Genomic DNA, 24,513 nt, shown 5'->3' on the forward strand with positions numbered 1-24,513 from the left:
CCGTCCTACAGCCGTTCGACGCGCAGGTTACGCAGCTCGTACGGCGTACCTTCGAGCTGGAAGCCGATGCGGCCGGTCGCCGGCTGCGCGATCGTGACGGCGTTCTGCGCGACGCCGTTGATCGTCACGTCGATGCAGCCGCCGCGCACCAGCACGTCCATGTTGTTCCACTCGCCGGGCGCACGCTCGCTGTCCGCGGCGACGTGCGCCTTGATCGGCGGGTAGGCGCCCGGCGCCGTCGTCAGCGGTTCGTCGAACGTCGCACCCGCCATCGGCAGCAGGTCGCCGACCGCACCGTGCTTGGTCTGCACCTGGATACTGTAGGGCCAGACGCCGTCCTTCGGCCCGGACGCCACGTGCAGCAGCACGCCGCCGTTGCCCGGCTTGCCGGTCCAGCGCCATTCCACGTGCAGGCGATAATCCGTGTACGTGTCGCGCGTGGCGATGAAGCCGGACGGCTTGCCCGCCACCGCGATGACACCGTCGGCGCGCGGCTGCCAGACGGTGTCCAGCGCGGCGGCCGGCGTCGTCACGATATCCAATGCGCCGAGCGGACCATCGACGTGCGCCGGCGTCGACGCACACCCCAGCAAACCCGCGCACAACAGTGCGCTGCCCAACCATCCAAGCTTTACCATGTCAGGACCTCAAATGAATCGTTCGAATGAAACCAGGAGACGCACCATGAAACTCGTCGCCGGCACCCTGCTCGCCGGAGCCGTCGACGCCGCCTTCGCCGCGCCGCAAATTCCCGCCACGGCCACGATCCCGCTGTGGCCCGAGGGCGTGCCGGATGCGAAGCCCGGCCTCGGTCCGGAACACGTCGACGACGGCCGCGTGTCCAACGTGAGCGAGCCGACGTTGACCGTGTACGGCCCCGCCGTCGACCGCCCGAACGGCACCGCCGTCATCATCTGCCCCGGCGGCGGCTACGTGCGGCTGTCCACGGCGCGCGAAGGCGAGCAATACGCGGCTTGGCTCGGCACCCTCGGCATCACGAGCTTCGTACTCAAGTATCGCATGCAGGAGTTCGGCCACCCGGCGCCGCTGCGCGACGTGCTGCGCGCCGTCCGCCTCGTGCGGTCCCAGGCCGCACGGTACCACATCCGCCCGGACCGCATCGGCGTGATGGGCAGCTCCGCGGGGGGCCACCTCGCGGCGAGCGCGGGCACGCTGTACGACCACCCGCTGGGCCGCACGGGCGCGGACCTCGACAAGATCAGCGCCCGGCCCGACTTCCTCGTGCTGATGTACCCGGTGATCACGATGGACGGCCCGGCGGTGCACGCCGGTTCGCGCAAGGCCCTGCTGGGTGCCAACCCGTCCGCGGCCGATGTGCGGCTGATGTCGGTCGAGCAGCAAGTCACGGCCGCCACGCCGCCGACACTCCTGATCCACACGCAGGAAGACCAGACGGTGCCGGTCGAGAACAGCATCCTGTTCTACCAGGCGCTGACGCGGGCGAAGGTGCCGGCCGAGATGTATCTGTTCGAGCACGGGTCGCATGGGATGGGAATGCGGGCGGGGCTCGGAACGGCGTCGGCGTGGCCGAAACGGGCGGAGGAATGGCTCAAGGCGCGCGGCCTGCTCGACCCCGAAGCAAGCCGCAAATGAGCCATCACGGCAGGTGGAAGACCTGCCGCAGCGGCCATTCCTTCGGCCGGTTCCCCGGCTCCACCTCCATCAGCGGCGCCATGGCATCCCACCAGCGCCGCATGACGGGATGCTCGGGCAGCGCGGCGACCGTATGGCCGTCACGCAGCTTCAGCACCGCGAACAGCTGCAACGACGCCTCGTCGAGGAAGATCGAATAATCGTAGATGCCGGACGCGCGCAGCAGGTCCGCCAGTTCCGGCCAGATGTCGTCGTGGCGGCGCTTGTACTCGTCCACGTTCCCCGGCTTGAGGCGCATGATGAAGGCCCTGGTCTCGGTCATCGCGCGCCTCCCTGCGCCATGCGCTTCAGTTCCGCCGCCGCCAGCATGAAGCCGCCGACGCCGTAGTCGTAGCTGGACGAAGGACGGTAGAACGCCGGTTCGGCGCCCGTCTGCTGGATATTGCCGACGCGGCCGTCCGCATACACGTTCTTCAGGATCCCGGTCCAGGCCTTCGCGATCACGGGCCGGTACTTCGCGCCGTCGAGCAGGCCGTGGTTCACGCCATACGCCATGCCGTACACGAACAGGGCGGAGCCCGAGATTTCCGGCAGAGGATATGTCTTCGGATCGAGCAGGCCCGCATGCCACAGGCCATCCGCGCCCTGCAGCGACGCGAGCTTTTCCGACATTTCGCGCAGCTGCTGCACATAGAAGCCGCGCTGCGGATCGTCCGCCGGCACGTAGTCCAGCACGCGCGCCAGGCCGCCCATCACCCAGCCTTCGCCGCGCGACCAGAAGATCTTCCTGCCGTTCGCCTCGCGCTTGTCCTTGTAGCTGGCGTCGCGCGCGTACAAATGCTCGTCCTTGTCGTACAGGAGATCGTACGTGCGCTTCCAGTTCAGGTGCATGTAGTCGAGATATCTACGCTCGCCCGTCGCCTTGAACATCTTGGCCCACACGGGCGGCGCCATGAACAGCGCGTCGCACCACCACCACGGGATGCGCGGATCGTTGGGCTTGAGCGTCGCCAGCGGCAGCAGGTCGTCCATCTCGGCCTTCGTGAGGCGCAGCATGCCCGGGTTCTTCTCCTGGAAGTACAGGTCGAGATAGGTCTGCGCGATCGACAGGTCGTCCGCGTTCGGCAGGCGGTCGCGCTCCTGGAAGTCGAAATGGCGCGCCATCGCAAGCATCGCGTCGCGGTATTTCGGGTCGCCGGTCGCCTCCGAGGCGGCCATGAAGCCCGTGTACATCACGCTCTCCGTCCAGATGCGCGAGAAGTAAGGCTGCGAGCGCGCGAGCTGCCAGTCGGCCACCTTGCGCAATGCCTTGTCGATCGCGGCGGGCGTCAGCTCGGGCGACAGGTCCGTCGCGAGCGGACCCGCGTCGGCCGGCGCGTCGCCGAAGTGGCGGCTGATGTCCTTGTCGATGATGGCCTGCATGGCGGGCGTGGGTTGCGGGTAGCCGGTCGTCTGCGCGAGCGCCGGCAGCGCCAGCGCGAGGCTTGCGGCCAACAGGGTGAGTCGTCGGGTCTTGATCATGTCGTTCTCCATTTTTTATTGGCCCGCACCCAGCAGCTTGACGGGGCCCAGCAGGCCGGCCGGCTGCGGTGCGATCAACGCCGTATCCTGCGGGACGAAGCGCTGGCCAAAGCGGGCCGACAGCAGCCGGTAATCCGGTAGCGCGTGGCCCGCCAGCGCATTCAGCGCAAGATTGGCGACGCGCACCTCGATGCGGTTGCGGCCCGGCTGCAGGAAGCCCGTGACGTCGACGGCATACGGCGGATGCCACACGGCGCCCGCAAGGCGGCCATTGACAACCACCTGCGCCGCTTCGCGCACGGGACTGTCGAACATCGCGAGCATGCCGGCCGGGACTTTCGGCGCCGATTCCAGCGGCGTGCCGGGACCGAAATCCAGCACGAGCCGTGACGATCGCAGTTGCGCGGCCGTGAGCTCGACGTCTTTTTCGTAGGTGGCGACGCCCGAGAAATAGCGCGTCGCCTCGTCATCCGTCCACGAGCGCAGCGCGGCGAGACGTTGCGCCTGCGCCTTTCCGGGGAAGCGCAGGCTCCAGTCGCGGCCCAGGTCGGCGATCTCCGTCGTGGCGGCCACCGGCGCCGGCGCCGACGGCAGCGCATCCGCCAGCACGAGCACGCGCGATTCGTACGGAGCCAGGTCGAGCGACGCCGGCAAGGTGGCCGCCGTCATGCGGCCGCTGTCCGGGTCGATCCACGCGGCCGTCTTGCGCACCGCCGCGAACGAGGCCTGCGCATGCACGGGCCGGTTGCTCGTATTCGCGATGAAATAGATGTCCGCGTCGCGCAGCTTGCGGCGCACGAAACCGACGTCGGAGGCCTGCGCCGACAGCTTCATGTCCGGCGCCAGCACGGCCTGCAGCGCGGCGCCGACGGCATCGTCGTGCGCGACGGTCCGCACGTTCGGGCTCGTGAACAGCGCCTTGGCCTTCGCCGCCACGGCCGCGGACACGCGCGCCGCATCGCGATAGCCGGGCGCCAGCGAGGGCGCGCCGCCCACCGCGACGATGTGCCCACCGCCGCGCACGTACGCCGCCAGCTTGTCGATCACCTCGGGCGCGAGCCGCGTCACGTGCGGCAGTACGAGCACCGGGTGGCGCACACCCAGCGCCAGGACCGCGTCGGCATCGGTGTAGTCGAGGTTCTGGCCCGCGTCGAGGATCTGCGCCGTCAGCGCCGGCGTCACGTGCGTGTGCATCTCGGCCGACAGCGACACCTTGCCCGGCACGAGGGCCGCATACACGTCGTCGTTCGGCAGCAGCACGGCAACCTGGTTCGCGGGCTCGCCCTGGCGCATCAGCCAGCTCATGCGGGTCAGATAGCCCGTCACCTGCGGCATCACGTTCCACCACGGGTTGTGGTCGTTGAACACGGCGGCCGCGTAGAACGCATACCCGGGTTCGATCGTGCCGGGCGGCGTGTAGGGCCAGCCGTGGCCGATGAACTGGTTCACGCCTTGCAGCAGCATGCGGTCCGCCTCCACCTTCATGTCCAGCGGCGTCGCGGCGAACGCGGGCGAATGGAGCCACGTCCACGTCTCCGCCGAGATCACGGGCCGGCCGTACAGGTGACCCGCCGACGTGGCGAGGCGCGTGAACGAGAATTCGCGGAACTGCGGCCCTTCTCCTTCGGGCAGCGCGACGAGGCGGTTGCTGGACAGCGACACGGCCGGCTCGCCATACGTCTGCGAACGGAATTGCGTGCCGTGCTGCCTCGCCCAGTCGTCGATGGGCGTCAGGTAGCGCTCGTTGACGAGTTCCGTCTGCGTCAGCGCCCAGTCGCGGCGCAGCGCGGGCGCGTCCGGCCCCTGCCCCGTGAACACGGCCGGCAGGTGCGGCACGATGTCGTAGCCGCGCCGGCGCTTGAACTCCGCCGCGAAATCGTCGGTCCAGTCGGTGTTGTAGACCTCCAGGCTGTCCGAGAACACGGCATACGGCGGCGCGTCGCCGAACGCTTTCATCAGGGGCTCGGCGACCACGGCGAGGTGATGGTCGACGGCCTTGCGGCTCAGGTGGTCCAGCACGAAGCCTTCCGCACCCAGCGCCGCGCGCTTGACCTGCTGGCCGGTGCGGCTGGCGATGTACACGACGACCTTGCGGGGCGCGTCGGCCGGCGCGATCGCCGCGCGGCCGTCGGCACCCGCCTGTACCTGCAGCGGTTTCAGCGACGCGGGATCGACGCCCGAGCCGACGAAGGCCGCGATCGGCTTTTCGCCGCTCATGACGGCCGGCAGTGCGAAGCTCGCCGCACCGACCGGCACGTCGACGACGGCCTGGCGCAGCCGCGCCGCGGCCTCGCCGACCGTGACATGCGGGCCGCCGTACGGCCAGCCACTGGCCAGGGTCATGTCGACGCGCATGCCGTTGGCGCGGCCCGTGCGGTTGGCGAAGCTCACCGCATCGAGGAATTCGGGAGACAGATACGGGACGTTGCGGATGCCGCGCGCGGCATCGTCGAGCTCCATCGGATACACGGGCTGGATCTCGAAACCGCCGATGCCGCCGGCCTTCATCGCGAGGATCTCGCGTTCCAGCTCGGACTTGACGACCGCGGGGCCGAACCACCACCAGCGCATCATGGGGCGCGCGTCGGGCGGCGGGGCCTGCAGGTGTCGGGCGACGTCGGCGAACGTCGTGGACGGGCCGGCCGCGTGCGCGGCGAAGGCGCACGACAGGGCGAGCGCCAGTAAGGGCTTGCTCATGGGGGGACTCCTGGAGCGACTGATCAATAACCAACGTCGTTCCCGCGCAGGCGGGAACCCAAGTGTCGCGTGAACACGCGCAAAATTGGGCCCCCGCCTACGCGGGGGCGACGGTCATTCACACGATCCCGCTGCTGCTCGCCCCCGCCTTCGCCGGCCGCGCGCTCGCGACCTTGTCCCGATACCCGCTGGCCCGGTAGCACGCCACCGGATCGGCCGCGCCGCCCGAGCGCACGCGCGCCATCGCCAGGATGGGCGACACGTCCGTGCGGAACGCCTGCTTCAGCGCCTGCGCCGACAGCAGCACGTCGTTCGATTCCTGCAGCGCCGCCAGTTGCGCGCGGTCGACCAGCGCGGCCTGTACGTACGCGCGCTGGACTTCCACCGCGCTGTTCATCAGGCTCTCCACCGGGTCGGTCACGTTGTGCGACTGGTCCAGCATGTACGCCGGCTTGAACGCCGGGCCTTCGCGCAGCGCCGCGTCGGCCAGCTCGTTGAAGACCAGGAACAGCTGGAACGGGTTGATCGAGCCGGAGTCCAGGTCGTCGTCGCCGTATTTACTGTCGTTGAAGTGGAAGCCGCCCAGCTTGCCGAACTGCGCCAGACGCGCGACGATCATTTCGATGTTCGTGTTCGGCGCATGGTGGCCCAGGTCGACGAGGCATTTCGCCTTCGGACCCAGCGCCGTCGCGCACGCGAAGCTCGTGCCCCAGTCGGCGATGGTCGTCGCGTAGAACGCCGGCTCGAACAGTTTATGTTCGATGAAGACGTTCCAGTCGTCCGGCAGCGCCGCGTAGATCTCGCGCATGCTGTCCAGGTAGCGCTCCAGCGCGCCGCGCAGGTTGTGCTGGCCGGGGAAGTTGGCGCCGTCGCCGACCCATACCGTCAGCGCCTTCGACCCGAGTTCGCGTCCGAGTTCGATGCATTCGATGTTGTGCTTCACGGCCTGCGCGCGCGTGGCGCTGCTGTTCGCCGTCAGGCTGCCGTATTTATACGTGTGTTCCTGGTTCTGCTGGTCCTGGAAGGTATTCGAGTTGACGGCGTCGAAGGCGAGGCCCAGGTCGTCCGCTTTCTGGCGCAGCTCCTTCGCATCCGTCGGGCGGTCCCATGGGAAGTGCGGAGAGACCGCCGGCGTGGCGCGGGTCAGTTCGTTGATGACGGCGCAGTCGTCCAGTTTTTCGAACACGTTGCGCGGCTCGCCGCGGCCCGCGAAGCGCGCGAAGCGGGTGCCGCCCGTGCCCACGCCCCAGCTGGGGACCGCGACCGCGAAGCGCTGCGCGAGGGCCGTCAATGCCTCGATATCCTGGCCGCGGCGGGCCAGCATGCCGCCTAGCGCCTCGTAGTCGGCTTCCAGCCGGGTCGCCAGCTGCGCGTTATGGTCGGCCACCAGACCGGCATCGATGAGGGTCGTCATGTTGTCTCCTGTCGTCGCGGCACCGCGCCCGGCGGTGCCGCTGTTCTTCTGAATTGATATTATCGCGTGAATGCCGCGGCGTTGCCGGCATCCACGTTCAGCACGTTGCCGGTGCTCTTGCCCGACTTCTCGCTGATGAAGAAGTACACGGCTTCCGCGATATCTTCCGGGAACACGCTCTTCTTGAGCATGCTGCGCTTGCGGTAGAACTCTTCCACGTCGTCCGTGTCGATCTTGTTCGACGCGGCGCGCTCTTCCTTCCACTTGCCGTCCCAGATGCGCGAGCCGCGGATGACGGCGTCCGGATTGACGACGTTGACGCGGATGCCGTGTTCCGCGCCCTCCAGCGCGATGCAGCGGGCCAGGTGGATCTCGGCCGCCTTCGCCGTGCAGTACGCCGACGCGCCGGCCGACGCGACGAGGCCGTTCTTGCTGCCCACGAAGACGATGCTGCCGCCCAGCTTCTGCTGCTTCATGATCTGGAATGCGTTGCGCGACACGAGGAAGTAGCCCGTGACGAGGATGTCCTGGTTGCGCTTCCAGACCTCCAGCGACGTCTCGTCCAGCGGCGCCGCGGAGGCGATGCCCGCGTTCGACACGAGCAGGTCGACGCCGCCGAAGCGCAGCGCGGCGGCGGACAGGATACCGCCCACCTCCTCCTCGCTCGTGATGTTGGCCTGCACGGTCGCGACGTTGTCCTTGCCGGCGACCTTGACGAGGTTGTCCCGTGCGCCTGCCAGCGCATCGGCATCGATATCCGTCAGCATGACGCAGGCGCCTTCCTGCAGCAGCTGGCGCGCCACGGCCTGGCCGATGCCGCCCGCGCCGCCGGTCACCAGGGCGATGCGGCCCGCGAGGCTCTTCGGCTTCGGCATGCGCTGCAGCTTCGCTTCTTCCAGCAGCCAGTATTCGATGTCGAACGCTTCCTGTTCCGGCAGGCCGACGTACTCGTCGACACCGTTCGCGCCGCGCATCACGTTGATCGCATTGACGTAGAATTCGCCGGCGATGCGCGCCGTCGCCTTGTCCTTCGCGAACGACAGCATGCCCACGCCCGGGATCAGGTAGATGATCGGATTGGCGTCGCGGATCTTCGGCGACGTGTCGCGCTTGCAGCGCTCGTAATACGCGGTGTAATCGGCGCGGTAATCGCTCAACGCCTGATCGAGACCGGACACCAGACGATCAAAATCGGGCGCGGCCGGGTCGAAGTCCAGCACCAGCGGGCGGATCTTGGTGCGCAGGAAGTGGTCCGGGCAGGACGTGCCCAGCGCGGCCAGCGGCGCGAGGTCGGCGCTGCAGACGAATTCCAGCACGGCGTCGGAATCGTCGAAGTGGCCCAGCTTGAATTCCTGCTGGCTGATCTTCCCGCGCAGCAGCGGCATCAGGCGGGCGACGAGCGCCGCACGCTGCTCGGCCGGCAGCGCTTGAGCGACCGGGCCGCCGAACACGGGCTGCTTGACGTTCGCGGCCAGCCACTCCTCGGCGCGCTTGATCATCGCGAGCGTCGTCTCGTAGCACGACTTGGCGGTATCGCCCCACGTGAACAGGCCGTGGCCTTCGAGGATGATGCCCTTCAGCTGCGGCTGCTCCTGCGACAGTTTCTCGAGCTTGAGTCCGAGATCGTAGCCGGGACGCTGCCACGGCAGCCATCCCAGTTCGCCTTCGAAGATCTTCTCGGTCAGCGCGCGGCTGTTCCTGCACGCGGCGATCGCGATCACCGCGTCCGGGTGCATGTGGTCGACGTGGCGGCGGTCGATGTAGGCGTGCAGCGGCGTGTCGATCGACGCGGCGCGCGGGTTCAGATCGAACGTGCAGTGCGGCAGGTAGCCGACCATCTCGTCCTCGTGTTCCAGGCCGCGGTAGCGCTGTTTCAGGGCCTGCAGTTTGTCCATGTACAGGGTCGAGAAGCCGTCCAGCTTGATCGAACCCAGGTCGCCGCCGGAGCCCTTCACCCACAGCACGTCGACCTGCCCGCCCGTGAGCGGATCCGTCATGACGATCTTGGCCGACGTATTGCCGCCGCCGAAGTTCGTGATGCGCAGGTCGGAACCGAGCAGATTGGAACGGTACAGCAGCAGCTCGGGCTCGCTCAGCGTGGCGGCGTGCTGGTCGTCCCAGCGCGACGTGATCGGTTCCTTGTGGGAGGTAGCGCTCATTGCACCCATAAATACGTCTCCATGTGTTTGCGTTGTGTGTCGTCTGGCCCGCGCCGTGAACCACGGTCGCGGCATCCGGCACAGTAGAATTCAGCGGCCCAATCAGTGTCAACGCGGAATCGATCAACATCGTGACCAAGAGCGATTTAATCATTTAGTTGATCGAAACGCGCATTTGAGCGCGCCGCGGCGGCCAAATAATCAATCGTTTGATCATTTAACGATTGACGGGCTTTCAACTCCTCATTACTCTTTTTCCCAGACGGCGCGACCCACGGTACGACGCTGTTCCCGCCGCACAACTACATAAACGGCATAGGAGGAGACACATGGTGAATCACAAACGCCGCAAGCGTTTGCTGAAACTGCTCGCCGAGCACCAGACGGCGACGGTCCAGCAGCTCGTCGAATGGCTCAACGCGTCACCGGCGACGGTCCGGCGCGACATCAGCTGGCTCGCAGCCCGCAACCTGCTCACCCGCACCCGCGGCGGCGCCGAGAACCTGCTTCCCAAGAAGCGCCAGTTCCCGCTGTCGAGCGAAACGTTCCAGAACAACATCCAGTGCTACGCCGCCCGCAAACGGGCCATCGCCCGCCACGCGGCCGGCATGTGCACCGACGGCGAAACGATCATCATCAACGGCGGCACGACGACGTTCATGATGGCCGAGTTCCTGGCCGACAAACACCTCAAGATCCTGACCAATTCGTTCCTGATGGCCGAGCGCCTGCTCGTCTCGAGCGAGAACGAGATCATCGTCCCCGGCGGGAAGGTCTACCGCGAGCAGAACGTGATCCTCTCGCCGTTCGACAACGACATCACCCAGCACCACTACGCCGGCAAGATGTTCATGAGCGTCTACGGCCTGTCGCTGCTTGGGCTGATGGAAGCGGACCCGCTGCTGATCCAGGCGGAGAAGCGTTTGATCAGCCAGGCGGAGGAACTGATCGTGCTGGCCGACAGCTCCAAGTTCGCGCGCAAGGCGGGCCTGATCCTGTGCGGCCTCGATCGCGTATCGACCGTCATCACGGACACCGGCGCCTCCGACAAGGCCGTACAGACGCTCGAGCAGTACGGCGTCAAGGTCGTCACCGTTGAACCGGACGAAGTGGCGCCGAACGTCGGGGCGCCTTTTTTTAATCCGCAGTTCGACCTGCAATCCGCCGCGCTGTTCCACCTGGACGCGCAGCTCGACCCGCGGCTGGACGCGCAACTGGAGGCCACACATTGAAGCTTAAAACCACCCTGCTCGCGCTGGCGGCCGTCGGCGTCCTGGCCGGTGTCGCCGGCTGCGCCGAGAAGAAGCCGGAGAAGACGCGCATCGCGATGGTCGTGAAGAACCTCGGCAACGGCTTCTTCGACGCGGCCCACACGGGCGCCGACGAAGCGGCGAAACAGCTCGGCGACGTCGAAGTGATCTATACAGGTCCGACGACGCCCAGCGCCGAAGGCCAGATCGAGATCATCAACTCGCTGATCAGCCAGAAGGTCGACGCGATCGTGATCTCGGCGAACGACCCGAACGCGCTGGTGCCGATCGCGAAGAAGGCGATGCAACGCGGGATCAAGGTCGTCTCGTTCGACAGCGGCCTCGCGCCCGAAGGCCGGCAGATGCAACTGAATCCGTCGAACGCGCAACTGATCGGCGAGAAGCAGATCCAGATGGCGGCCGACGAGATCGGGGGCACGGGCGAGATCGCGATCCTCTCGGCTTCCGCGCAGGCGACGAACCAGAACATCTGGATCGGCGTGATGAAGAAGGTGCTGGAAAAGCCCGAGTATTCGAAGATCAAGCTGGTGGCCACCGTGTACGGCGACGACCAGTCGGACAAGAGCTACCGCGAGGCGATCGGCCTGCTGCGCAGCCATCCCGACCTGAAGGCGATCATCGCGCCGACCACCGTCGGCATCGTCGCGGCCAGCAAGGCCGTGGCGGACGAACACCTCGTCGGCAAGGTCTACGTGACGGGCCTCGGCCTGCCGTCCGAAATGGCGGGCCATGTGAAGAGCGGCGCCGTGAAGGAATTCGCGATCTGGAATCCGATCGACCTGGGCTACGCCGCCACCTACGCGGCCGACCAGTTCGTGAAGGGCAAGGTCGAGGCGAAGCCGGGTGCCAGCGTGTCCGTCGGACGGCTGGGCAGCGTGACCTTGGATGCCAATCGCGAGGCTGCGTTGGGGCCGCCGTTCACCTATAACGCGGATAACGTCGACAAGTTCGCGAAGTTGTTCTAAGCCGCTACCTTCTGCACGTCGTTCCCGCGAAAGCGGGAACCCATACTGAACGACCGAAGTCAGCTCAGTATGGATTCCCGCGTGCGCGGGAATGACGGTGCTTACGCCGACTACTACTTATGCCAGCCACCCAAACACCCCCGGTCCTCCAACTGACCGGCATCAGCAAGCGCTTCAACGGCATCCATGCCCTGAACGGCGTGAACATCACGATCCGCGCCGGCGAATGCATGGCCCTGATCGGCGAGAACGGCGCCGGCAAGTCCACGCTCGTGAAGACGCTCACGGGCATCTATCGTCCGGACGCCGGCACCCTGTCGCTCGACGGCAAGCCCGTTTGCTTCGCGAGCCCGCAGGAAGCGATGGCCGCCGGGATCACCGCCGTGCACCAGGAGACCGTCATGTTCGACGAACTCTCCGTCGCCGAGAACATCTACGTCGGCCGCCAGCCCGTACGGGCGGGGCGTATCGACTGGGCGCAGATCGAGCGCGAGGCGGAAGCCTTGTTCGCCCGCCTGGAAGTCGCTCTGCCCGTGAGGGCGCGCGTGAAAGACCTGTCGGTCGCGCAGCGCCACTTCGTCGAGATCGCGCGCGCCCTCGCCCAGGATGCCCGCGTCGTCATCATGGACGAACCGACGGCCGCGCTGTCGCAGCGCGAGATCCGGGAGCTGTACCGCATCATCGACCAACTGAAAGCGGCCGGCACCGCCGTCATCTTCATCTCGCACAAGTTCGACGAGATCTTCGAAGTGGCCGACTGCTACACCGTGCTGCGCGACGGCCAGTTCGTCGCCGAGGGGCGCCTGGCCAACATCACGGAACAGGAACTCGTCGCGCTGATGGTCGGCCGCGCCGTGCACCAGGCGTATCCGAAGGCGGAGGCCGAGATCGGCGAGCCGCTGCTCGTCGTGCAGAACCTGTCCCATCCCACCGAATTCGACGACGTCAGTTTTACCTTGCGCCGCGGCGAGATCCTCGGCTTCTACGGCCTCGTGGGCGCCGGCCGCTCCGAGGTGATGCAGGCGCTGTTCGGCCTGACGCCGGGCGTCTCCGGGTGCGTCACGCTGGACGATCGGCCCGTGATGGCGCGCTCGCCCAGCGAAGCCATCGCGCTGGGCATCGCCTACGTGCCGGAAGACCGCCAGCACCATGGCGCGCACCTGACGATGCCGATCCAGCACAACATCACCCTGCCGATCCTGTCGCGCATCGGCTTCTTCCTGCGCGGCCGCGGCAAGCAGGAAGCGACCATCGCGCGCCACTTCGCGGAACAGCTGGAACTCAAGGCGAGCCACCTGACGCAGCACGTGGCCGAGCTCTCGGGCGGCAACCAGCAAAAGGTCGTCCTCGGCAAGTGGCTCGCGACGGACCCGAAAGTGATCATCCTCGACGAGCCGACCAAGGGCATCGACATCGGCTCGAAAGCGGCCGTGCACCGCTTCATCAGCCAGCTCGTGGCGCGCGGCCTGTCCGTGATCCTCGTGTCGTCTGAACTGCCGGAAGTGCTGGGCATGGCGGACCGCATCGTCGTCATGCATCACGGCCGCGTGCAGCGCGAATTCCTGCGCCTTGATGCGACGCCGGAAGCGGTCGTCGCCGCCGCATCCGGCTTGATCACGGAGGCTGCATGAACATCCTGAAACAACGCGAACCGCTGCTCGCGGCGATGGTCGTGCTGCTCGTCGTGGCCGTCGGCCTGCGCGCACCGGTCTTCCTGTCGGCCGGCTCGCTCGCCAACCTCGTCACGGACAGCACGCTGCTCGTGATGCTGGCGCTCACGCAGATGCTCGTCATCGTCACGCGCGGCGTCGACCTGTCCGTCGCCTCGAACCTGGCGCTGTCCGGCATGGTCGCCGCGATGCTGGGTGCCCATTATCCCGGCTTGCCGCTGGCGCTGATCATGCTGGCGGCCGTCGCCGTCGGCCTGGCGCTCGGTCTCGTCAACGGCTGGCTGATCGGCTTCCTGGAACTGCCGCCCATCGTCGTCACGCTGGGCACGATGAGCGTCTACCGCGGCGCCGTGTTCGTGCTGTCCGGCGGCGCGTGGGTGTCGGCGCACCAGATGCCGCCTCACTTCATCGCGTTCCCGCTCGACCGCCTGCTGGGCCTCCCGAACCTCGTGTGGATCGCGGCCGCCACGCTCGCGCTCATGGCCTGGATCGCACGCAGCACCCGCTTTGGCCGCGACCTGTACGCCATCGGCAACGCGCCGCAATGCGCGGGCTACATCGGCATCCCGAGCCACCAGCGCCTGCTCGGGACGTATGCGCTGTCCGGTGCCGTCGCCGGCCTGTGCGGCTACCTGTGGGTGGCGCGCTATGCCGTCGCCTACACGGAAATCGCCTACGGCTTCGAATTCACCGTGATCGCCGCGTGCGTGATCGGCGGCGTCTCCATCGGCGGCGGCGTCGGCACGGTGCTCGGCGCGACGCTCGGCGCCTTGTTCCTCACCGTGATCAGCAACGCGCTGCCCGTGCTGCAGGTGTCGCCGTTCTGGCAAAGCGCCCTCACCGGCCTCGTGATCCTCGTCGCCGTCCTGATCAACGCCCGCGGCGCCGGCCGCCGCAGCCGCCAGATCCTGCCGCTGCACGGCACGGACGCCCAACCCAAACGGAGTGCCGCGTGAACCCGACCACCACCATGCCCCCCGAACCCAAATCGTCCTCGCGCTACACGATCCTCGACCGCGAAACGCCGCGCCTGAAAACGATCCTCGGACGCTGGGAAAGCCTGCTGGCCATGCTGTTCGTCGTGGTCTTCGTCGCGAACAGCATCGCGCTGCCGCACTTCCTGGACCTGTACAACCTGCTGGACGGCACGCAGAATTTCAGCGAGAAGGCCTTGATCGCACTGCCGATGGCCTTGTTGATCATCTGCCGCGAGATCGACATCTCCGTCGCCGGCACCCTCGCGCTGTCGTCCGTCGCGATGGGCCTGGCGAAAGGCGCCGGCTTTCCGGCCGAAAGCCTGCCGCTCGTCGCGCTGGCCACGGGCACCGCGTGCGGCTTCCTGAACGGCGTGCTCGTGACGCGCTTCGCACTGCCGTCGATCGTCGTCACGATCGGCACCGTGTCGCTGTACCGCGGCCTGGCCAGCGTCGTCCTGGGCGACAAGGCGTTCACCGGCTATCCGCAGCTGATGGCCGACTGGGGCCAGGGCTACTTCTTCGGCATCGTACCGCGCGAGTTCGTCGTGCTGCTCGTGTGCGCCGCGCTGTTCGCCGTGCTGTTGCACACGACGAGCTGGGGCCGCCGCATCTACGCCATCGGCAACAACCTGGAAGCGGCGCGCTTTTCCGGCATCGCCGTGGACCGCTACCGCCTCGCGCTGTTCATGCTGACGGGCGCGATGGCCGGCCTGGCCGCCTTCCTGCTCACGGGCCGCATCGGCAGCACGCGCCCGAACATCGCCACCGGCTGGGAGCTGGAAGTGATCACGATGGTGATCCTGGGCGGCGTCAGCATCGCGGGCGGCGCCGGCACCATCGCCGGCGTGATGCTGGCCGTGCTCACGATGGGCACCGTCACGTACGGGCTGTCGCTCGCCAACATCCCCGGCATCTACATGACGATCGTCGTGGGCGTGCTGCTGCTCGTGACCATCGCGCTGCCGAAGCTCCTGCGCATGCGGCGCGCGCGGAGCGCATGATGACGGACGCCCTGATCGTCCTCGACATCGGCAAGACGAACGCCAAGCTGGCGCTGATCGACGCCGGCGGCAAGGTCATCTCGGAGCAGCGTCGCCCGAACGCGGTGCTTGCGGATGGGCCCTATGCGCACCTCGACACGGACGGCCTGTGGGACTGGCTGCTCGCCACGTGCCGCGGGTTTGCCGCGCGGGCGCGCGTGTCGGCCATCGTGCCCGTCACGCACGGCGCGACCGCCGCGCTGGTCGACGACGCGGGGCTCGTGCTGCCCGTGCTCGACTACGAGGCGGAGCTGCCGGGCGCCGAGTACGACGGTCCGTCCTACGACGAGACGCTGTCCCCGCGCCTGCCGGCGGGCCTGAACCTGGGCCGCCAGCTCGCGTGGCTGCAGGCGCGCTTCCCGCGCGAGTTCGGGCGCACGAAGCACATCCTCACGTATCCGCAGTACTGGGCCTGGCGCCTGTGCGGCGTGGCGGCGTCGGAAGCGACGTCGCTCGGCTGTCACACGGACCTGTGGAACCCGCGCACGCAGGCGTATTCGAGCCTCGTCGGCCGCATGGGCTGGACGGACCTGATGCCGCCGCTCGCGCCTGCGCACGCGGCGCTGGGCACGCTGCGGCCCGGGATCGCGGCCGCCACGTGGCTGCCCGCGGACTGCCAGGTCCTGTGCGGCATCCACGACAGCAATGCGTCGCTGCTGCGCTACCTCGGCCGCAGCGAAGGCACGGTGCTGTCGACGGGCACGTGGATGATCGCCGCGGCCTTCGGCAGCGCGCTGGACGGGTTGCGCGAACGGGCCGACATGCTCGCGAACACGAATGCGCTGGGCCAGCCCGTCGCGTGCATGCGCTTCATGGGCGGGCGCGAATTCGGCGAGCTGGCGGGCGCCACGCCCACGCCCTGCGGCGTCGATACGATCGAACGCCTCGTCGCGCAAGGCACGCTGGCGCTGCCCTGCTTCGCCGCGACGGGCGGGCCGTTCGCGGGCCGCAGCGGCCGCATCGAGGGCCCGCCGCCCGCGGACGCGCAGGAACGCTATGCGCTCGCGACGCTGTACTGCGTGCTCATGACGGATTACTGCCTCGACGCGCTGGGCGCCGCGGGCCCGCTCGCCGTCGAAGGCAGTTTTACGTCGAACCCGTGGTTCGGCCCCCTGCTCGGGGCGCTGCGCCCGCAGCAGCCGGTGTCGTATTCGGACGATGCGAGCGGCACCACGTGCGGCGGGTGGATGCTGCGTTATCGCGATGCGGCGCCACCGGGGACCAGCACCGCGATCGCGCCTTGCGCGCCCGCCGGACTGGCGGCCTACCGGGCCCGCTGGCGTGCTGCGCTCGGGTGACGGCCGTCACGGGCGCCGGGTGGACCGGCGTCATGCGAAGCCGCACTCCAGGCGCGCGACCAGGTCGGGCAGCGGCAACGGCCGGCAATACAGGTAGCCCTGCATGCACGGGCGCCCGTTCTCGCCGAGGAAGCGCGCCTGTGCCTCCGTCTCGATGCCTTCCGCGACGACGCGCAGGCCCAAGTGGTCGGCCATCGCGAGGATGGTCTGCACGATCGCCGTGCCGTTGGCGTCGTGCGGCGTGTCGCGCATGAAGCTCTTGTCGATCTTCAGTTCGTACAGCGGCATCTTCTTCAGGTAGCCCAGGCTCGAATAGCCGGTGCCGAAATCGTCGATCGAGAAGCGGATGCCCAGCGCGGCCAGTTCGCGCATCTTGGCCGTGATGACGTCGAAGTCTTCGACGAGCAGCCCTTCCGTCACCTCGAACACGAACGCGTGCGGCGTCACGCCCGAGTCCTCGAACGCGGCGCGCACCTGGGCGACGAATTCGGGCTGGCGGAACTGGCGCGGGCTGACGTTGATCGACAACTGCAGCGGATGCCCGGCCGCCTCCAGCGCCAGGCGCGCCTCGCAGGCCTGGCGCAGCACCCACAGGCCGAGGGGGACGATCATCCCGGTCGTTTCCGCCACGGGGATGAACACGTCGGGCGGGACGAACTTGCCGTCGGCGCGGCGCCAGCGCATCAGCATCTCCGCGCCCACCGGCTGGCCCGCATGGTCGACCTGCAGCTGCAGATGCATGGACAGTTCGCCCTTGTCGAGCGCCGCGGAGAGGTCGCGGCCCAGCGTCAGCTGGCGTTCGGCCGCGGCCAGCATCGGCGTCTCGAACACGGCCACGCCGTTGCGGCCGGCCGCCTTGGCGTGATACATGGCGAGGTCCGCATCGCGCAGCAGGTCGGCCACGGACTGGCCGGGGCGCGTCGGCAGCGCGACGCCGATGCTGGCCGTCGAATGGTAATTCTGGTCGTCGATGACGACGTCGTCGGCCAGCGCGACGCGGATCTTGTCCGACACCGACAGCGCCGCGGCCGTGGCGGCGGCGGGATCGGTGCCGAGGCCGTCGAGCAGCACGACGAATTCGTCGCCGCCCAGGCGCGCCACCGTGTCGCCCTTGCGCACGACCTGGCCCAGGCTCTTCGCCGTGTGCTTGAGCAGCGCGTCGCCGGTCGCATGGCCGCGCACGTCGTTCACGTGCTTGAAGTTGTCCAGGTCGATGTACAGCACGGCGCCGAGCCCGCGGCCCGCGTTGGCCGTTGCCACCATGGCGTCCAGCCGCTCCGTCATCAGGCGTCGGTTGGGCAGGCCCGTGAGGACGTCGTAGTACGCGAGGCGGTGGATCGCGTCGGCCGAATGGCGACGCTCCGTGATGTCGCGGCCGACGACGACCCAGTGGCTGATCCGGCCCGCGTCGTCCGTGAACGGCATGAGTTCCATCTCGACCCAATAGGGGTCGCCGGACTTGGTGTAGTTGACCAGTTCCGCCGTCGCGGGCTGGCCGGTGCGCATGGACTCCACGATGCGTTCGACGACGGCCGGATCCGTGCCCGGCCCATGCAGCACGCGCATGCTGCGGCCGACGATGTCGGCGTCGCTGTAGCCGGTGCGGCGCTGGAACGCTTCGTTGCTGAAGATGATGGGCTGGTCGCGGTCCGGTGTGTCGACGGCGCGCGCGATCAGCACCATGTCGTTCAGGCGCGCCAGCGCGGCCGACGTCAGGCGCAGTTCGGCGTTCACCGCCTGCAGCGCATCCTTCCCGCTCTCCAGCGATTTGGCGAAGCCGCGCACCTCGTCCAGCGAACGCGATAACCCCTTGAGCAAGGTGCTGCACGTGAGCGTCAGCAGCGCGCCCACGCACGTGAAGTTCAGCGCAACGAGGAGCGACACCACCAATGGGTCATGCCCCATGTCGACGACCGAGGCCTGGAAGTGCCCGATACCGATGACGAGGATGACGGCGCTGGCCGCGAGTGCCGCCAGCGCGGGTGCGGTACCGAGCAGGATCGCCGCCATCACGGGCGGCGCCATCAGGTAGTTCTGGCTGACCGGTCCCACCTTCAGCATCAGGCAGATGGCCACCATGTAGATGATGGCGAGGAAGTTCAGCACGCGGAAGGTGTACGGCAGGCGCTTCAGGCGCCACAGGACGAACAGCCAGCCCAGCGCGGCGCCGTCCATCGCGGCCACGGTCCATACGCCCTGGCGCAGCACGACGAACGCGCTGGGGATGGCTGCGATGGTGCCCAGGACGAGCACTATCGACAACAGGCGCGAGAAGATCCGCGCGCGCCATTGTGCGATATCGTCAAACCCTAGCATCAAATTGTATCCTCGCGGCGCGGCCGGAAAGGTCCGGCCCGGTCAATGTTCTCGTGAGGCAACATTGTACGGCCCGGACCGCTAACTGTCACGCGGGACACTATCAGGTGTTGCTGACTTGTGACTGACAGTTCAGCAACTACGGCCCGGCCTGACCCTTTACCGCGTCGCCGGACACCCCGCCGTGGACGGCACGCAACACCTCGAGCCGCACCGGTTCCAGCGCATTGGCGGAATCGCCGTCGGTCGTGACGGCGAGCGCGATCGTATTGTCGCCCTGCGGGTGGAGGATACCCGGCGGGATCACGAACACCCGTTGCGGCCCGACGTGCGCGATGAACTGCCCGACATTCCAGCCGTTGACGAAGACGAGCGCGCGGTTCTCGCGTCCGGAGCGCGGGCGCGTGGTGTCGCCGAACGCGAGGCCCAGCTGGACGTCGTGCCCGCGCGGCAGGTCCAGCTTCACCTGCGTGCGCAGCCAGTACGTGCCCGGGGCCGGCGGCGCGTCGCCCGGCCGCGCGGGCGTCCACCCCTGCCCCGGCGCGCCCGGCAGATGCCAGCCCGCCCGTTCGCCGTACAGGCCACCGTCGTTGTACGGACCGCGCACGCGGTCGGCGATGTCCTCGCCGCCCTGGTTGCCCTGGATGCGCCAGCGGATCGGCACAGCGAACCGGCGTCCGCCTCTGGACGTCAGCGACGCCGCGATCAGGCCGCGCGCCTCGCGGTGGGCGTCGTCCGCCATCAGGTCCCAGTTGTGCGAATCGTTGCGGACCATGACCGCGACGACGTGCGGCCCCGGCGCGAGCTTGCCGAGGTCGAAGCGCACGGTGTCCGTCGTCTCCGGGAACGAGCGGCCCGTGTCGAGCTCGTGCTGGCCCAGGAAGCGGCCGTCGACCCACGCCTGCAGCATGCCCGCGCCACCGCCGCCATAGAAGAGTTCCAGCCGGTTCGCGGCAGGATCGCTCGTGTCGAAGCGGCCGCGGTACCACACGTCGCCATGATGGAAACCGTAGTCGCTCATCGCGAGCGTGGGCTGGCCGCGCTCCGGCAACGTCCACGTCTGCGCGGCCGACGGCCGGTTGTCGGCCTGCACCCAGGTGCCATCGTCGAAGCCGGGCTGCGCCTCCGGACTGTCCATGCGCCGGGTCCAGGCCGCGGTGCGGAGGTCCGGGACGGAAACGGGCGCCGGGCCGGCGAGCGGCTCCATGCTGCGCAGGCTGCCGTCCGGCTGGCGTGCCGTCGCGAGGGCGGCGCCGTTGAACGAGACATGGGCGATGTCCGGTCCCCAGATCTCGAGCGGACCGGCGGCCGCCGTATCGCCCGTCAGGTGCAGCCGGCCGCCCTCGATGCGCGCGGTGCGCACGAGCGCCGGCGTCAGTTCGAGGACGCGGCCGGCCGGCGTCTCCTGCATCCAGAAGCGCTGCGACGTGCCCTCGTCCGCGATCAGGAGCAGCAGCGGCGCGCGTCCGCCGCCCGTGATGCGTACCCGCGCCAGGCCGGTGTGCGCATACGCGAGCTTCAGGTCGCCGCGCGCGGCGTCGAACGCCGTGCGCACGTCGCCCGCCAATACTTCGACCTTCGGTGCCGATGTGTAACGCAGCACGGTCTCGCCGTTCTCGCCATCGCGGCCGTGCAGCAGCACCACGTCGCGCGCCCCGTCGCGCAACTGCGCCTGCAGTTCGGACGTGGCATACACGAGGTGCTGGCGCTCCAGCGCGTAATCGGCCAGCAGCATCTTCGCGTCCTGGCCGTTCAGGCGCGCGGCGATCGTGTACGTGCCGTCGCGCGTGGCGACGTCGAACGAGAACGCATCGTCCGTCAGCAGGTCGGATGGACCGTGCACGGCGAACAGCACGTGCGTGCCGAGCTGCGTGTTGACGTTGTGGTAGAGCCGCACGCGCGGATTCGTCGTGCGGATTTCCGGTCCCTTGTCCATGCGCGCGAGCACCGGCCCGGCCGCCTGCACGAACATGCCCTGCTGCTTCAGCGCCAGCGCCTTCGGCCGCAGGCCGCGGTCTTCCGCGATCGGGGCGCCGTAATCGTACGACGTGTACACGATGGGCCCCGGCAGCCAGCCCCACGACGTGCCGCCGAACGCCATGTAGATGTTGTGGAGCGTGATGCGGTTCATCAGGTTCGTCCCGTAGAACACGCGCTGGTAGCCCTTGCCCTGGCGTTCGGCCGTGCACGCGTACGTGCCGTTGGAACCCCAGTAGTCGAACCAGCCCGCCCCGATCTCCGCCACGAAGCCGGGCGTGCCGGGGGAGCTGAGCGCGCCCGCCTTCGGTCCCGGCGTCGCGTAGATGCCCCAGTCCGGCGCCTTGTTCGGGCCGGCCGGATTCGCGTGGACGTCGCAGGCGCCGCCCGGATAGCCGTCGAACGCGTACAGGTCCACCGGTCCCGGATTCGCCCACGGCGCGGACGATGCCGTCGGCGTCCAGTCCGGGAGCCGGCCGGCCGCGTTGTGGAACAACGGCACCGTGATGCCGTCCGCGCGCGCCTTCGCGGCGAGGTGCGCCATCTGGCGTACGTGCTTCGGCTCCACCTTGCCCAGTTCATTCTCGAGCTGGTAGGCGATCACCGTGCCGCCGCCCGTCGTCGCCTGGTGGCGCGCGATGATGGCGTCGATCTGCGTCATCCATTCGTCGACGGCCGCCAGGTAGGCCGGATCGTCCGTGCGCGCCTCCGCCCGGTTGCGGAACATCCAGCCGGGGAAACCGCCGCCGGACAGCTCCGCATTGACGTACGGCCCCATGCGCGCGATCACGTACATGCCCTCTTCTTCCGCGATCTCGAGCGCCCGCTCGACGTTGCGCACGCCGGAAAAATCGTAGACGCCCGGCGCCGGCGAGTGGTAGCCCCAGTCGAAGTAGAACGACACGCCGTTGAACCCCACCGCCTTCATCTTCTGGATCACGTCGCGCCACTGTGCGGGATCCGGCAGCCGGAACGGGTGGATCTCGCCGGACCACACGACGATCCGCTTGCCGCCGACCGTCAGCGAGTACGGGTCCCAGCCGACCTGCCGCGGCTTGCCGCGCGGGCGGACGGCGGCGGCGACATCCTGCGCCCGGTCGGCCAGCACGTCCGGCGCGGCCACGCCGGCCGCCACGCCCGCCAGCGGACGTTTCGCCGACCACGTCTTCATCCCATCGGCGCTGTCCGCCTGCCACGCATGGCCCGCCGCGTCGGCGAACACCACGCGCCAGCTGCCGTCCGGCCGGCGCGCGAGGCCGACGCCGGGTGCCGCCCGGCCCAGCGCATCGAGCGTCCGTTCGATGGTCCACGGTCCCGCCAGGTCGCGGGCCCGCGCCAGTTCCAGGACGCCGTCCGCGCGCCGGCGCGCCAGCGCCACGTAACCGTCGCCATCCGCGGCGACGGCCGCATCCTCGTACTTGTCCTGCAGGCCCGTCAACGCAAGCGGCGCCGGCGCGGCTTCCGGCGCCAGCAGCGCGGGCCCGCGCGGCAGCGCCACGACGAGTCTCAGGCCGCCGTCTCGCGCGCGCATCCAGCGCGGCGCGCGCGCGGGGCCGGGCATCGGCACGGTGCGTTCGAACGTCCAGTGTTTCAGGTCGCTCGAGCGCGCGAGGCCGATCTCTTTGCCGGCCCCTGCCACGTACGCCACCCGGTACTGGCCGTCGTGCCGCACGAGCGCCGGCTCGCGCAACATGCCGCGCGGCGGCGCATACGCTTCCGACGCCTGCGTGACGAAGGTCGTGCCGTCGTCCGAACGGAAGATGCTCAGGCGGTCCGGCAGGCCAGGCGCCACGGCAGCCATCAGCCATGTCGTGTCGGCCCGGTGCGCCCGGTCCCCGGTGCGGGCCGCCGTATCCGACGCCTGCGGAATGCCCAGCTCCTGCGCAACCGCGGGCGCGCAGGCGAGGACGGCGGCGGCGAGCGCCGCGTACAGACGGCGGCCGCTCATGCCCGCACGTCCGCGCGGTTGTCGAAGCCTTGCACGTGCTCGGTCACGACCGGTGTCCCGCGCACCGTGCGCACGGCCACGTCGCGCAGGCGCACGTCGCGCACCGGCAGTTCCGCCTCGCCCTTCACGAGGCAGACGAAGCCCGCATCCTCGACGCGGACGCCGGCCACGAACAGGCCTTCGATCGGCGTGAGGCGGCGCTCGAGCGTGGGCACCAGCGTCTTCCACTGGTACAGCACGTCCGTCTCGACCGCGAGCACGCCGCCCTTGATGCGGGTGGCGCTCACGTTCGTCATGTGGATGTTGCGGACAAAGCCGCCGCGCCGTTCGTTCGTCTTCACGTACAGCAGGTTGTTGATGGTGCCGGGCGCCGGGGAATCCGCGTGGTCGACATGACAGTCGTCGACGAACACGTTCTCTACCCCGCCCGACAGCTCGCTGCCGATCGCCATCAGCTGGTGGCCGTTCTTGATGCGGCAGCGGCGCATGACGATATTGCGCGACGGGGCGTCGAGGCGCCACGCGTCGCGGTCGCGCCCCGACTTCACTGACACGGCATCGTCGCCCTGGTCGAACGTGCACTGGTCGATCAGCACGTTCCGGCTCATCTCCGGATCGACGCCGTCGTTGTTGTGGCCGTGCGCGGCGATGTCGACCCGGCGGATCACGACGTCGCGGCACAGGTAGGGATGCAGCACCCAGAACGGGCTGTCGACGATGTGGATGTCCTCCACGAGCACGTGGCGGCAGCGGTTGAACTGGATGAAGTGCGGACGCAGGTTGGCCTGGCCCGCCGTCATGTCGCGCCGCTCCACCGGCACGCCGTCGCGGCAGGCCATGTTGTACAACGCGACCAGCGCATCCATGTGCGCCTGCGGCCGCGCATACCATTGCTTCCACACGTCCAGCCGCGCGCGCAAGGTGCCGCGGCCCGTGATGGCCACGTTCTCGCAATCGTAGGCATACACGAGCGGCGAATAGTTCATGCATTCGAGCCCCTCCCAGCTCGTGGACACGGCCGGCAGGTAGTCGCGCGGATCGGGCGAGAAGAGGAGTGTCGCGCCGTCTTCCACGTGCAGCGCGACATGGCTCTTCAGGTGGATGGGGCCCGTCGGCCACGTCCCCGCCGGCACCACGACGACACCGCCGCCCGCCGCATGCGCCGCCGCGATGGCGCGCGCGAGCGCGCTGCCGGTCGCTGCCTGGTCGTCGTGCGCGGCGCCGTACGTCGCGATGTCGAAGCGGGGCGCGCCCGAGAAATCGGGCACGGCGATGGCGGGCATCGCGAACGGCGCGTCCACCCGGACGTCGGACCGCGGCAGCGTGCCGGCGGATCTCGGCAGGAAGGCCTGGCAGCCGGCCAGCACGGGCATGGCAACGCCGGCGCGCAGCAGCGCGCGCCGTGAGAGGGAACTGGGCACTGAACGTCTCCTTTGATTGTGCACCGCGCACGCGGTGAGCGCATATTGTGCCGCCTGCGCGGGCACCGTTGTCGATTCGCCATGCAAGCGCTCAACAACGTGATTATTACCGCGATCGGACCGGATCGACGGTTCGTTCGAGCATGCTTGGCGCTACCATGCCCCCGTCAATATGACCGCACGAGTCATCGATAACGACATGGAGACTACAACGATGCGTTTCAC

At 68.6% G+C, this 24,513-nt stretch carries 16 protein-coding genes; 7 read left to right on the forward strand and 9 right to left on the reverse strand.

Annotated elements, in window-relative coordinates:
* Positions 1-5: 5 nt before the first annotated feature.
* Positions 6-638 carry a 3-keto-disaccharide hydrolase gene (locus QPK29_RS00335; RefSeq protein WP_371769232.1) on the reverse strand — a complete coding sequence of 211 codons (633 nt, stop codon included), beginning with the start codon at positions 636-638 and terminating at the stop codon, positions 6-8.
* A gap of 46 nt (positions 639-684) precedes the next feature.
* Here QPK29_RS00335 and QPK29_RS00340 point away from each other — a divergent pair, with 46 nt between their 5' ends.
* A complete protein-coding gene (locus tag QPK29_RS00340) occupies positions 685-1,614 on the forward strand; it encodes an alpha/beta hydrolase (protein WP_371769233.1) in 930 nt (309 codons plus the stop codon).
* A 4-nt stretch (positions 1,615-1,618) separates the two neighbouring features.
* Here QPK29_RS00340 and QPK29_RS00345 read toward each other — a convergent pair whose 3' ends face one another.
* The 5 genes from QPK29_RS00345 to QPK29_RS00365 all read right to left on the reverse strand — a co-directional run bounded on the left by QPK29_RS00345 (position 1,619) and on the right by QPK29_RS00365 (position 9,414).
* Entirely contained in the window at positions 1,619-1,936 is a 318-nt protein-coding gene (locus QPK29_RS00345; RefSeq protein WP_371769234.1) for an L-rhamnose mutarotase, read from the reverse strand.
* Positions 1,933-3,135: a glycoside hydrolase family 88/105 protein gene (locus tag QPK29_RS00350; RefSeq protein WP_056125531.1), complete on the reverse strand. Its 1,203-nt coding sequence runs from the start codon at positions 3,133-3,135 to the stop codon at positions 1,933-1,935. Before QPK29_RS00350 ends, QPK29_RS00345 begins: the two co-directional genes overlap by 4 nt.
* Positions 3,136-3,150: 15 nt before the next feature.
* On the reverse strand, positions 3,151-5,832 hold the full coding sequence (locus QPK29_RS00355) for a glycosyl hydrolase (RefSeq protein WP_371769235.1): 2,682 nt from the start codon (positions 5,830-5,832) through the stop codon (positions 3,151-3,153).
* Positions 5,833-5,950: 118 nt separating this feature from the next.
* The gene (gene rhaI, locus QPK29_RS00360; protein ID WP_371769236.1) at positions 5,951-7,246 is read right to left on the reverse strand and encodes an L-rhamnose catabolism isomerase; all 1,296 of its coding nucleotides are present in this window, start codon (positions 7,244-7,246) and stop codon (positions 5,951-5,953) included.
* Positions 7,247-7,305: 59 nt separating this feature from the next.
* A complete protein-coding gene (locus QPK29_RS00365; protein WP_371769237.1) occupies positions 7,306-9,414 on the reverse strand; it encodes a bifunctional rhamnulose-1-phosphate aldolase/short-chain dehydrogenase in 2,109 nt (702 codons plus the stop codon).
* Positions 9,415-9,734: 320 nt separating this feature from the next.
* Between QPK29_RS00365 and QPK29_RS00370 the strand changes: the two genes are divergently transcribed.
* The 6 genes from QPK29_RS00370 to QPK29_RS00395 all read left to right on the forward strand — a co-directional run bounded on the left by QPK29_RS00370 (position 9,735) and on the right by QPK29_RS00395 (position 16,626).
* Positions 9,735-10,637, forward strand: a complete 903-nt coding sequence (locus QPK29_RS00370) for a DeoR/GlpR family DNA-binding transcription regulator (RefSeq protein ID WP_371769238.1) — start codon at positions 9,735-9,737, stop codon at positions 10,635-10,637.
* On the forward strand, positions 10,634-11,641 hold the full coding sequence (gene rhaS, locus QPK29_RS00375) for a rhamnose ABC transporter substrate-binding protein (protein WP_371769239.1): 1,008 nt from the start codon (positions 10,634-10,636) through the stop codon (positions 11,639-11,641). Before QPK29_RS00370 ends, rhaS begins: the two co-directional genes overlap by 4 nt.
* 119 nt (positions 11,642-11,760) lie before the next feature.
* Positions 11,761-13,272 (forward strand): sugar ABC transporter ATP-binding protein, encoded by a 1,512-nt coding sequence (locus QPK29_RS00380; RefSeq protein WP_371769240.1) that lies wholly within the window; start codon positions 11,761-11,763, stop codon positions 13,270-13,272.
* On the forward strand, positions 13,269-14,267 hold the full coding sequence (locus QPK29_RS00385; protein WP_056329870.1) for an ABC transporter permease: 999 nt from the start codon (positions 13,269-13,271) through the stop codon (positions 14,265-14,267). Before QPK29_RS00380 ends, QPK29_RS00385 begins: the two co-directional genes overlap by 4 nt.
* On the forward strand, positions 14,264-15,289 hold the full coding sequence (locus QPK29_RS00390; RefSeq protein ID WP_371769241.1) for an ABC transporter permease: 1,026 nt from the start codon (positions 14,264-14,266) through the stop codon (positions 15,287-15,289). Before QPK29_RS00385 ends, QPK29_RS00390 begins: the two co-directional genes overlap by 4 nt.
* Complete coding sequence (locus QPK29_RS00395) at positions 15,289-16,626, forward strand: FGGY-family carbohydrate kinase (RefSeq protein ID WP_400189706.1); 1,338 nt, start codon at positions 15,289-15,291, stop codon at positions 16,624-16,626. Before QPK29_RS00390 ends, QPK29_RS00395 begins: the two co-directional genes overlap by 1 nt.
* A 30-nt stretch (positions 16,627-16,656) precedes the next feature.
* On the opposite strand, the gene QPK29_RS00400 is transcribed toward QPK29_RS00395, so the two are convergent.
* The 3 genes from QPK29_RS00400 to QPK29_RS00410 all read right to left on the reverse strand — a co-directional run bounded on the left by QPK29_RS00400 (position 16,657) and on the right by QPK29_RS00410 (position 24,288).
* Positions 16,657-18,942, reverse strand: coding sequence for a putative bifunctional diguanylate cyclase/phosphodiesterase (locus QPK29_RS00400; protein ID WP_371769243.1), 2,286 nt, complete (start codon positions 18,940-18,942; stop codon positions 16,657-16,659).
* 139 nt (positions 18,943-19,081) lie between these two features.
* The gene (locus tag QPK29_RS00405) at positions 19,082-22,867 is read right to left on the reverse strand and encodes a beta-galactosidase (protein ID WP_371769244.1); all 3,786 of its coding nucleotides are present in this window, start codon (positions 22,865-22,867) and stop codon (positions 19,082-19,084) included.
* Complete coding sequence (locus QPK29_RS00410) at positions 22,864-24,288, reverse strand: glycoside hydrolase family 28 protein (RefSeq protein ID WP_371769245.1); 1,425 nt, start codon at positions 24,286-24,288, stop codon at positions 22,864-22,866. Before QPK29_RS00410 ends, QPK29_RS00405 begins: the two co-directional genes overlap by 4 nt.
* Positions 24,289-24,513 lie beyond the last annotated feature (225 nt).

It is taken from the genome of Massilia orientalis (genome assembly GCF_030411975.2).
Lineage (GTDB): Bacteria > Pseudomonadota > Gammaproteobacteria > Burkholderiales > Burkholderiaceae_D > Telluria > Telluria orientalis.